We start from the raw sequence: 12,761 nt of genomic DNA, 5'->3' as shown, positions 1-12,761 counted from the left end.
CAGGGCGTCACCCGGTTCGTCGAACTGGGCCCGGACGGTGTCCTGTCGGCCATGGCGCAGTCCACCCTCACCGACGCCGAGGACGCCCTCTTCGTCCCGGTCCTGCGCAGGGACCGCGACGAGGCCCACAGCCTCGTCACTGGGCTCGGCCAGCTCCACGCCCACGGCGGCACGGTGGACTGGTCGGCGTTCTTCGTCGGTACTGGTGCCCGCCGCGTCGCTCTCCCCACGTACGCCTTCCAGCGCACCCGCTACTGGCCGGAGGCCCACCGGGCGCACCACGGTGACATCGGCTCTCTCGGGCTGCTCTCCACGGACCACCCCCTGCTCGGCGCTGCCGTCTCCCTCGCCAACCCGCACGGCCTCGTGCTCACCGGGCGGCTGTCCCTCGACACGCACCCCTGGCTGGCCGACCACGCCGTCCTGGGCAGGGTGATCGTGCCCGGCACGGCGTTCGTGGAGCTCGCCGTGCGGGCCGGGGACCAGATCGGGCGTGGTGCCGTCGAGGAACTGGCCATCGAGGCACCCCTGGTGCTGCCCGCCGAAGGCGGCGTACAGCTGCGGGTGACCGTGCTCGACGCGGACGGCGCCGCCGGGCGGTCCGCGTTCACCATCCACTCGCGCCGTGACGGGGTCGACGAGGACGAGCAGTGGACGCGCCATGCCTCCGGCACCCTCGTCCCCGACCCCGAACAGGCCCACGAGGAGCCCGATTCGGCGGATCTGGCCGGGGCGTGGCCGCCGCCGGGCGCCGAGTCGATCGACGTCAGCGGCGCCTACGAGGCGTTCGCGGCGGGCGGGTTCGCCTACGGCCCCGCCTTCCACGGTCTGAGGGCCGCCTGGAAGCGCGGCAACGACCTCTTCGCCGAGGTGGCGCTGCCCGAGGGGGAACGCACCGACGGGTTCCAGGTGCACCCGGCGCTGCTCGACGCCGCCCTGCACGTCGTCCTGCTTGACGCCGCCGTCTCCGGCGCGCAGGGCGTCGAGCCGGCGGGGCGCGGGTTGCCGTTCGCCTGGAACGACATCAGCGTACGAGCCACCGGCGCGGGCACCGCGCGTGTACGGATCGCCCCGGCCGGCACCGGTGCGGTCTCCGTCACCGTCGCCGACGCGGCGGGCCGCCCGGTCGTCTCGGTCGGCTCGCTGGCCTTCCGCGAGGTCACGGCCGAGCAGCTGGCCATCGCCGAGGGCGGTGCGGCCGACGACTCGATGTTCCGCGTCGACTGGGCCCGCTGCGCCGTTGCGCCCGTCCCGGACGAGGTCCGCTACGCCCCCTACGACCCGGCCGGTGAGACGTCCGAGGGCTGCGAGGTCCTGGGCGTGGTCATCGACCGGGACGCACAGGACGACGACCGGACCGCCGTCCACGCGGCGGCCGCGCATGCCCTGGAAGCGGTACGCAGCTGGCTCGCCGACCCCCGTCACACGGACGCGCGCCTGGTCGTCGCGACACGGGGCGCCGTGGCCGTGGCGGGCGAACGCCCCGCCGACCTGGCCGGCGCGGGTGTGTGGGGCCTGATACGGGCCGCGCAGGCCGAGAACCCCGGACGCCTCGTCCTCGTCGATGCCGCCCCTGGCGCCGCGCTCGACGAGCGGGACCTGTGCGCTGCCGCGCTCTCGGACGAGCCGCAGCTGGTGCTGCGCGACGGTGCCTGGTCGGCGCCGCGCCTGGCCCGCGCAGCCACCGACTCCCAGGCCGCACAGGCGCCTTGGAGCGCCGATGACCACGTGCTGATCACCGGCGGCACCGGCGCCCTTGGCCGCCTGGTCGCCCGCCGTCTCGTCGCCGAGCACGGCGTCGGCGGTGTCGTGCTGACCAGCCGTTCGGGCCTTGCCGCCGAAGGCGCCGCCGACCTGGCGGAGGAGCTGACCGCGCTGGGCGCCCGCGTCACCGTCGCCGCCTGCGACGTGGCCGACCGCGATCAGCTCGCCGCGCTGCTCGCCGAGCACCCGGTGACTGCCGTGGTGCACACCGCGGGCGTCCTCGACGACGGTGTCCTCGACACCCTTGATGCCGGGCGCCTGGCGGCCGTGCTGCGGCCCAAGGCCGATGCGGCGCTGCACCTGCACGAGCTGACCCGACATCAGAATCTCACGGCCTTCGTCCTGTTCTCCTCCGCCGCCGGCGTCTTCGGCAGCGCGGGACAGGGCAACTACTCCGCCGCCAACGCCGTCCTGGACGCCTTGGCCCAGCAGCGCTGCGCCGACGGGCTGCCCGCCACCTCCCTGGCCTGGGGCCTGTGGGAGCAGGACGGCGGCATGACGGGCGGGCTCCGGGAGACCGACCTGCGCCGCATGGACCGCTCCGGGCTGCGCCCGCTGAGCCCGGCCGAGGGCCTGGACCTGTTCGACGGCGCACTCGCCGCGGCCGAGGGCACGGCCCCGGAGGCGCTCCTGGTCCCGATGCGCCTGGACCTCGCGGCCCTGGGCGCCCAGCTGCGCGGCGCCGTCGCCCCGCCCCTGCTGCGCGGCCTGGTCCGCACGGTACGGCGCCGTGACGTGAGCCAGGACGCCGGTGCGGCCAGCGCGGGCTCCACCTGGGTGGAACAGCTGGCGCGGCTCGGCGAGTCCGAGCGCGAGCACAGCATCCTCAGGCTCGTACGCGGCCGGGTCGCCGAGGTGCTCGGCCACTCCGGTGCCGATGCCGTCCCCCCGACGGCCGCCTTCAAGGACCTCGGATTCGACTCGCTGACCGCCGTCGAGCTGCGCAACCAGCTCGGCGCCGCCACCGGCCTGCGCCTGCCCGCCACCCTCGCCTTCGACTACCCCTCGGCCCAGGAGCTCGCCCGCCACCTCGGCGAGCGGTTCGAGGAGAGCGCCGGCCAGGCCCCCCGCACACCGGCTGCCCCGGCCCGGGGCGCGACGCGGGCAGCCGCCGACGAGCCGATCGCGATCGTCGGCATGGCCTGCCTCTACCCCGGAGGCGTACGGTCCCCCGAGGGCCTGTGGGACCTGGTGGCCCGCGGCGGCGACGGCGTCACCGCCTTCCCCGCCGACCGCGGCTGGGACCTGGCCGCCCTCTACGACCCGGACCCGGAGAACCCCGGCACCTCGTACACCACCGAGGGCGGGTTCCTGCACGGCGCGGGCGAGTTCGATGCGGAGCTGTTCGGGATCTCGCCGCGCGAGGCGCTGGCGATGGACCCGCAGCAGCGGCTGCTCCTGGAGACGTCGTGGGAGGCGTTCGAGCGGGCCGGGATCGACCCGACGGGCCTGCGCGGCAGCCGTACCGGCGTGTTCGCCGGCGTCATGTACCACGACTACGCCAGCCGGCTCCTGGCCATCCCGGAAGGCGTCGAGGGCTACCTCGGCACCGGCAACTCGGGCAGCGTCGCCTCCGGCCGTGTCGCGTACGCCTTCGGGCTCGAGGGTCCGGCGGTGACGGTGGACACGGCGTGCTCGTCGTCGCTTGTGGCCCTGCATCTGGCGGCGCAGTCGCTGCGGCAGGGCGAGTGCGACATGGCGCTTGCGGGCGGCGTGGCGATCATGTCGACGCCGGGTACGTTCATCGACTTCAGCCGTCAGCGCGCGCTCGCGGCGGACGGCCGCTGCAAGTCCTTCGCGGGCGCGGCGGACGGCACCGGCTGGTCCGAGGGCGCGGGCATGCTCCTGGTCGAGCGCCTGTCGGACGCGCGGGCCAAGGGGCACCCCGTGCTCGCGGTCGTCCGTGGCTCGGCGGTCAACCAGGACGGCGCCTCCAACGGGCTCACGGCCCCGAACGGCCCGGCCCAGCAGCGCGTCATCCGCCAGGCGCTCGCCAACGCGGGACTCGATTCCGCGGACGTGGACGCGGTGGAGGCGCACGGCACGGGAACGAAGCTGGGCGACCCGATCGAGGCACAGGCGCTCCTTGCCACGTACGGGCAGGACCGTGGCGCGGACCGGCCGCTGTGGCTGGGTTCGATCAAGTCGAACATCGGTCACACGCAGGCCGCCGCCGGCGTCGCCGGCATCGTCAAGATGGTCGAGGCGATGCACCACGGGGTCCTCCCCAAGACCCTGCACGTGGACGAGCCGACCCCACACGTCGACTGGACCGAGGGCGCGGTGGAGCTGCTCACCGAGGAGCGTGCGTGGCCGCAGCCGGAGGACCGGCCCCGCCGGGCGGGTGTGTCGTCGTTCGGTGTGAGCGGCACGAATGCGCATGTGGTGCTTGAGCAGGCGCCTGAGGTGGCCGCCGAGGCGACCGAGACCGGTGAGTCCGCTTCGGGTGGTGTGCCGGTGCCGTGGGCGGTGTCCGGTCGGTCGGCGGCGGCGTTGCGGGCGCAGGCGGCGAAGCTCATCGCCACTGTCACGGACGAGTCGCCGGCGGACATCGGCTTCTCGTTGGCGACGACGCGGGCGCAGCTGCCGTATCGGGCTGTGGTGGTGGGTGGGTCGCGGGATGAGCTGGTGGTGGGGCTTGAGGCTGTTGTTGAGGGTCGTGGTGTGGCTGGTGTGGTTGAGGGTGTTGCCTCGGATGCGGGTCGGGTGGTTTTTGTGTTCCCGGGTCAGGGTTCGCAGTGGCAGGGCATGGCGTTGGAGTTGATGGAGTCTTCGCCGGTGTTCGCGGCGCGGATGGCTGAGTGTGGTGAGGCTCTGGCTGCGTTTACGGATTGGTCGTTTGAGGACGCTCTTCATGGCCGGGTGGATGTTGAGCGGGTGGATGTGGTTCAGCCGTTGCTGTTTGCGGTGATGGTGTCGCTGGCGGCGGTGTGGCGGGACTGGGGTGTTCGTCCGTCGGCGGTGATGGGTCACTCGCAGGGGGAGATCGCGGCTGCGTGTGTGGCGGGTGCTTTGTCGTTGGAGGATGCGGCGCGTGTGGTGGCGCTCCGGTCGCGCTCGATCGTGGCGCTGGCGGGGCGGGGTGGCATGGTTTCTGTGCCGCTTCCTGTTGATCGTGTCCGTGAGGAGTTGTCCGGTTTTGAGGGCCGGGTCTCGGTCGCGGCTGTCAATGGGCCGAATTCCGTGGTGATCTCGGGCGATGTGGAGGGTCTGGACGAGCTTCTTGCCCGCTGGTCCGGGACGGATGTGCGGGCGCGGCGTATCGCGGTCGACTACGCCTCGCACTCCGCGCATGTCGAGGAACTGCGCGACGAGCTCCTGGACGTACTGTCGCCGGTCCGCCCGCAGGCGGGTGAGATACCGGTGTATTCCACGGTGACGGGCCAGGTTGAGGACGGCTCTGCTTTCGATGCGGAGTACTGGTACGCGAATCTGCGTCAGACGGTGGAGTTCGAGACCGCGACGCGCATGCTGATCGACGACGGCTTTGGCGTGTTCGTCGAGTCCAGCCCCCACCCGGTCGTCAGTATCGGTGTTCAGGAGACCATTGAGGACGCGGGCTCCCCGGCGGTCACGGTCGGTTCGCTGCGCCGTAACGACGGCGGTCTCGACCGTCTCCTGACCTCCCTGGCCGAGCTGCACGTCCACGGCGTCACACCGGACTGGTCCAAGGTCTTCCCCTCCGACGCCCGCCGCGTCGACCTGCCCACCTACGCCTTCCAGCACCAGCGTTACTGGCTGGAGCCCGGTCCCGTCCGTCAGGGCGACATCACCTCGGCCGGTCTTGCCTCCGCGGATCACCCCCTGCTCGGTGCGGCCGTCGAACTCGCCCACGGTCAGGGCGTGTTGCTCACCGGGCGGCTCTCCGCGCAGACGCACCCCTGGCTCGCCGACCACGCCCTCTCCGGGACGGTCCTGGTGCCCGGCACCGGTGTCCTGGAGCTGGCCCTGCGGGCCGGGGAACACGTCGGTCGCCGGCACGTCGAGGAGCTGACCCTGGAGGCGCCCCTGGTGCTGCCGGATAGCGGCGGCATCCACGTGCAGGTATCCGTCGACGAACCCGACGAGTCCGGGCGGGCCGCGCTGAGCATCCACGCGCGGCTCGACGGCGCGGACGACGATGTCCCGTGGACCCGTCACGCCACCGGCACTCTCCTGCCGGAGCCGGTGTCCGCCGAGGGCGCGGGCCGCATCGCGCAGTGGCCGCCGCAGGACGCCACCCCCGTCGACACGGGGGACCTGTACGCGCGTTTCGCCGACCACGGCTTCGAGTACGGGCCCGTCTTCCACGGCCTGCGGGCCGCCTGGACGCGCGGCGACCGGATCTTCGCCGAGGTCGAGCTTCCCGCCGAGGCCCACGCCGACGCCTTCTCCTTCGGCATCCACCCAGCCCTGCTCGACGCCGCCCTGCACGCCCCGCTCGCCGTGATGGTCGCGGGAGCCGGTGAGGGCCAGGGCCAGGGTGACGACGGCCGTGTCGGCGGGCTCCCGTTCTCCTGGACCGGTGTGTCGCTGCGGGCCACGGGAGCGACCACCCTCCGCGTGGAGATGGCCCCCACCGGCCAGGACGCGGTCTCGCTCACCGTCGCCGACGGCACCGGCGAACCCGTGCTCACCGTGGACTCGCTGGTATCCCGGCCGATGGCCGCGGCCGGCCTCGCCACCCCGCAGGCGGCGGGCCAGGACAGCCTGTACCTCGTCGACTGGGCCGAGCTGCCCACGGGCGGCGAACCCGACCCCCACCACCTGGCCGTCGTCGGGGAGTCCGGCGCCGCACTCAGTGACGCACTGCGCGCGGCCGGCGTCGCCGCACCCGTGCACCGCGGCCTGGACACGCTGGCCGAAGCGTACGAACAGAGCGGGACCGTACCGGAGTACGTCCTGTGCCCGGTCGGCGCCGCCGCGACCACCGGGCCCGCACAGGCCGCGACCACCGGGCCCGCACAGGCCGCGACCACCGGGCCCGCACAGGCCGAGGCCGGCCTCGCCGAACAGGCAGGGACCGCCACCGCCGACGCGCTGGCCTTCGTACAGCGGTGGCTGGCCGACGACAGGTTCGGCGACTCCCGTCTCGTACTCGTCACACGGCGCGCCACGTCGGCCGGTGACGACGTGCACGACCTCGCACACGCGCCCCTGTGGGGGCTGCTGCGCTCCGCGCAGGCCGAGCACCCGGACAAGTTCGTCCTGCTCGACCTTGACGACCTGGACACCGCCGCCGCGCTCGTCCCGCACGCCCTGGACGCCGCGTCCCGGGCGGGCGAGCCACTGCTCGCCGTACGAGAAGGCACGCTGAAGGCCCCGCGCCTGGCTCGGGCGGCCTCCGCGACGCGGTCCCTGGTCCCCCCGCACCCCGGCACGAGCTGGCGGCTGGACACGCCCGAAGGCGGCACGTTGGAGAGCCTGCACCTGGTCGAGGCACCCGAGGCGGAGGCACCGCTGGAGCCGTCCACCGTACGTATCTCCGTGCGGGCGGCCGGGCTCAACTTCCGCGACGCCCTCATCGCCCTCGGCATGTACCCGGGCTCCGCCACCCTCGGCGGCGAAGGCGCGGGCGTGATCACTGAGGTGGGCCCCGGAGTCACCGGACTCGCTGTGGGCGACCGGGTGTTCGGCATGTTCCCCGGCGCCTTCGGCACCACCGCGGTCGCCGACAGCCAGATGATCGCCCGGATGCCCGACGGCTGGACCTTCGCCCAGGCGGCGGCCGTGCCCGCGGCGTTCCTCACCGCGTACTACGCCCTGCACGACCTGGCGGGCGTACGGGCCGGCGAATCGCTGCTCGTCCACTCCGCCGCCGGCGGAGTGGGCATGGCGGCCGTCCAGCTCGCCCGCCACTGGGGCGTCGAGGTGTACGGCACCGCCAGCCGCGCCAAGTGGGACGCGGTCCGCGCGCTCGGGCTCGCCGACGACCACATCGCCTCATCCCGCAGCCTCGACTTCGAGGAGAAGTTCCGCACCACGGCCGGCGGGCGCGGCGGCATCGACGTCGTCCTCAACTCGCTCGCCCGCGAGTACGTGGACGCCTCCCTGCGCCTGCTGGCGGCCCCCGCCGGGTCCGAGGTGTCCGGCCGGCGGTTCGTCGAGATGGGCAAGACCGACGTCCGGGACCCGCAGGAGACCGCCCGCGACCACCCCGGCGTGCACTACCGCGCCTTCGACATCGTCGAGGCCGGGCCCGCGCGCATCGCCGAAATGCTGGCCGAGATCACCGCCCTGTTCGACAAGGGCGTCCTGACCCACCTCCCGGCCACCGTCTGGGACGTGCGGCGCGCGATGGAAGCCTTCCGATACGTCAGCCAGGCCCGCCACACCGGCAAGGTCGTGCTGACCGTCCCGGCGCAGGCCGACCCGGCCGGAACCGTCCTGATCACCGGCGGCACCGGTGTCCTCGGCCGCATCGTGGCACGCCACCTGGTCACCACACGCGGCGCGCGCAGACTGGTCCTCGCCAGCCGCAGCGGCGCGGCCGCCGACGGCGCCACGGCCTTTGCGGACGAGCTGCGCGCTCTTGGCGCCGAGGTCGTCCTTGAGGCCTGCGACGCCTCCGACCGGGCCTCGCTGGAGGCACTGCTCTCGAGGATCCCCGCCGACCACCCGCTCACCGCCGTCCACCACACGGCCGGAGTCATCGACGACGGCGTGATCGACACGCTCACCCCCGCACAGCTCGACCGGGTCCTGCGCGCCAAGGCCGAATCGGCGCTCCACCTGCACGAGCTGACCGCCCAACACGCCCCCGACCTGGCGGAGTTCGTGCTCTTCTCCGCCGCCGGGGCCACCCTGGGCTGCGCCGGGCAGGGCAACTACGCCGCCGCCAACGCCTTCCTGGACGCCCTGGCCCGGCACCGCCGTGCCCGGGGCCTGCCCGGCCAGTCCCTGGCCTGGGGTCTGTGGGCCGAGGCGAGCAGCATGACCGGACACCTCGATGCCGCCGACCTGACCCGGCTCGGCCGGGGCGGCGTCCTGGCCCTGGAGACCAGCCAGGCCCTGGAGCTGCTCGACGTGTCGGTACGGAGCGACGAGGCCCACCTCGTTCCCGTACGCCTCGACCTCGCCGCCCTGCGCACCGCGACCGGCGACGGAACCGTACCGGCGCTGCTGCGCGGACTCCTCCGAGGTACCGCCCTGCGCAGGGCAGCCGGTGCCGCCGCGGCAGCCGAACCCACCGCGGCCGGACGCCTGTCGACCGTCCCCGAGGCCGAACGGCCCCGCGTCCTGCTCGACCTCGTCCTGGACAACGTGGCCACCGTCCTCGGCTTCGCCGACACCTCGGCCGTCGACCCCGACCGCCCCTTCAAGGAGATGGGCTTCGACTCCCTCACGGCAGTCGAACTGCGCAACCGATTGAACAACGCCACCGGCCTGCGCCTGCCGGCCACCCTGGTCTTCGACCACCCGGCCCCCCAGACGCTCGCCGACCACCTCGGCGCGGAACTCTTCGGCAACGACGAGCCGCGCACGGCCTCGCTGCTCGCTGAACTCGACCGCATCGAGTTGGTGCTCGGCGGCATCGCGGCCGGCCACCTGGAGACCCCCGACCTCGACGACGACGACCGCGCTGAGATTACGGCGCGCATCAACGGTCTGATGGCCGACTGGAACCTGACCCAGGCACGGCACAACGCCGAACGGTTCACCGCCGGCGAAGGCAGCGAGGCTGACGGCGGCCCGCACGAAGGAGCACGGGGCGGCGGCGGAGCCACCGTCACCGAACAACTCGGCACGGCGAGCGACGACGAGCTCTTCGACTTCATCGACCAGAGGTTCGGTGGGTCGTGAGCGGCTGCCGCAGAAATCGGCACGGCCGGTCCGGCTTGTCCGGCAGGACCGGCCGGGCAGTCCGGACAGGCCGGGGCCCGGAATCCCCGGGGTCCCGGCCGGCCCCCGAGCCCTTGAGATCTGAATCCCGGAAGCGCGTGAGGGTGCGACGACATGACCAATGAGGAGAAGCTCCGCGGGTACCTGCGGCGCGTGACGGCGGACCTGCACGAGACGAGCGAGCGCCTGCAACTCGTCGAGGGCCGGGACCGGGAACCGATCGCGATCATCGGTGCGGCCTGCCGCTACCCGGGCGGCGTCACCTCGCCCGAGGGCCTGTGGGACCTGGTCGCATCGGGTACGGACGGCATCGCGGCCTTCCCCGAGGACCGGGGCTGGGACCTCGCCCGGCTCTACGACCCCGACCCCGACAGCGAAGGCACCTCGTACACCCGCGAGGGCGGATTCCTCTACGACGCGGGCGAGTTCGACGCGGAGCTGTTCGGGATCTCGCCGCGCGAGGCACTGGCCATGGACCCGCAGCAGCGCCTGCTCCTGGAGACTTCCTGGGAGCTGTTCGAACGCTCCGGCCTCTCCCCGGAAGCCCTGCGCGGCAGCCAGACCGGTGTCGTCGTCGGCGCCGCCTACGCCGGATACGGCTCGGGCCTGTACGACATCCCCGAAGGCGTCGAGGGCCACCTGCTCACCGGCAACGCGGGCAGCGTCATCTCCGGCCGCCTGTCATACGCCTTCGGACTCGAAGGCCCGGCCCTCACCGTGGACACGGCTTGCTCGTCGTCCCTTGCCGCCCTGCACGTCGCGAGCAACGCGCTGCGCCGCGACGACTGCACCCTCGCCGTCGCGGGCGGCGTCGCTGTCATGCCCACCCCCGAGGTCTTCACCGCCTTCAGCCGCCAGCGGGGTCTGGCGGCCGACGGCCGCTGCAAGTCCTTCGCCGCCGCCGCCGACGGAACCGGCATGGCGGAAGGCATCGGACTGCTCCTCCTTGAACGCCTGTCCGACGCCCGCCGCAACGGCCACCGGGTGCTGGCCGTCATCCGCGGCTCGGCCGTCAACCAGGACGGCGCATCCAACGGCCTCACCGCCCCCAACGGCTCCTCTCAGCGCCGCGTCATCCAGAAGGCACTCGCCAACGCGCGCGTCCCCGCCGACCAGATCGACGCGGTGGAGGCGCACGGTACGGGTACGAAGCTCGGGGACCCGATCGAGGCGCAGGCGCTGCTGGCGACGTATGGGCAGGGGCGGGAGTCCGGGCGTCCTTTGTGGCTGGGTTCGGTGAAGTCGAACATCGGTCACACGCAGGCCGCGGCAGGTGTCGCGGGTGTGATCAAGATGGTCGAGGCCATGCGCCACGGGGTTCTGCCGAAGACGCTGCACGTGGACGAGCCTTCGCCGCACGTCGACTGGTCGACGGGCGCGGTGGACCTCCTGACCGAGGCCCGCCCGTGGACACCGAACGGACACCCCAGGCGTGCGGCGGTCTCGTCGTTCGGCATCAGCGGGACGAACGCGCACGTGGTACTGGAGGAGGCACCGCCGGCCGCACCCGACGAGACCGACACTGCTGCCACGGCAGACGGCGTGCCGGTGCCGCAGGTGCCGTGGGTGCTGTCGGGCAAGTCGCCGGAGGCGCTGCGGTCGCAGGCGGCGCGGTTGGCGGCTGCGGTGTCTGTCGCGGGAGAGTCGCCTGAGTCGCCGGTGGACGTGGGCTTCTCGCTGGCAACGACGCGGGCACAGCTGCCGTACAGGGCTGTGGTGGTGGGCTCGTCGCGGGACCAGCTCCTGGACGAGCTACGGGCCGTGGCCGAGGGGACCGCTGCGGGGACTGGGACCGGGACCGGGACGGTTCGGGGGCGGCTGGGGTTGTTGTTTACGGGGCAGGGGGCTCAGCGTGTGGGTATGGGGCGGGAGTTGTATGCCGCGTATCCGGTGTTCGCGGAGGCCTTCGACGCGGTCTGTGCTCGGCTGGACGGTGGGCTGGGTCGGTCTTTGAAGGGTGTGGTTTTCGACGGGGATGGGGAGGGGCTGTTGGATCGTACGCGGTTCACGCAGGCTGCTCTGTTCGCGGTCGAGGTCGCGCTGTATCGGCTGGTGGAGTCGTGGGGTGTACGTGCGGATGCTCTGCTGGGTCATTCGGTGGGTGAGGTCGCGGCTGCGCACGTGGCCGGTGTGCTCTCGCTCGATGACGCGTGTGCGCTGGTTGCTGCTCGTGGCCGGCTGATGGATGCCCTGCCTGAGGGCGGGGCCATGGTCGCGGTCGAGGCGGCTGAGGGCGAGGTCCGTGCGGCTCTGGTCGAGGGTGTGTCGGTCGCGGCGGTGAATGGTCCGCAGGCGGTGGTGATCTCCGGTGACGAGGCTCCGGTGGAGCAGGTCGCCGCTGTACTCGCTGAGCAGGGTGCGCGTACGAAGAAGTTGTCGGTCAGTCACGCGTTCCACTCGGTTTGTATGGAGCCGATGCTGGAGGAGTTCCGTGCGGTCGCGCAGTCGCTGAGGTATGAGACCGCGCGTATCCCGGTCGTGTCGAACCTGACCGGTGAGGTCGCGGGTCCGGAGTTGTCGACCCCGGAGTATTGGGTGAGGCATGTCCGCGAGGCGGTGCGCTTCGCCGACGGCGTCCACACCCTCCACACTCAAGGTGTGACGCGTTTCGTCGAGTTGGGTCCGGACGGCGTGCTGTCCGCGATGGCGCAGGGCGTGCTCCCCGGCGTCGAGGACAGGCTGTTCGTGTCCGTGATGCGGTCCGACCGCGATGAGGCGCGGAGCGTCGTGAGTGCTCTCGGCCAACTCCACGCCCATGGTGGGGTGGTGGACTGGTCGGCCTTCTTCGCCGGCACCGGTGCCCGTCGCGTAGACCTCCCCACGTACGCCTTCCAACGCCGTCACTTCTGGCTCAACCCTGGAACGCTTGTCCGCCAGGATGCCGGGGCGACCGGTGACTGGACGTATCGGGAGGAGTGGCGTTCGCTTTCCGTCCGGGGTGTGGGTGAGTTGTCTGGTTTGTGGGTGGTGGTTGCGGAGTCGGAGTCTGATGCTGCTGCTTTGGTGGCGCGTGGGGCTCGGCTTGTGGTGGTTCCGGTGGGTGCGGGCCGGGAGGAGCTTGCTGCGCTGCTGGGTGGTGTAGGGGCTATGGGTGTGGTGTCGCTTCTTGGTTCGGTGGAGTCGGTGTTGGCTCTGGTTCAGGCGGTGGAGCCGTTGGGTGTGCCGGTGTGGGCTGT

At 72.7% G+C, this 12,761-nt stretch carries 2 pseudogenes; both read left to right on the top strand.

The features are described 5' to 3' along the window. Positions 1-51 precede the first annotated feature (51 nt). Positions 52-9,546, top strand: a pseudogene (locus tag ACGFN2_RS35645) (SDR family NAD(P)-dependent oxidoreductase); the annotation flags it as partial. A 153-nt stretch (positions 9,547-9,699) separates the two neighbouring features. Then, positions 9,700-12,761, top strand: a pseudogene (locus ACGFN2_RS35640) (type I polyketide synthase); the annotation flags it as partial.

Origin of the sequence: Streptomyces sp. NPDC048612, from assembly GCF_043199295.1 — a bacterium.
In the GTDB taxonomy this organism is placed as follows: Bacteria; Actinomycetota; Actinomycetes; order Streptomycetales; family Streptomycetaceae; genus Streptomyces.
This window is presented reverse-complemented; position numbering and strand designations above follow the sequence as displayed.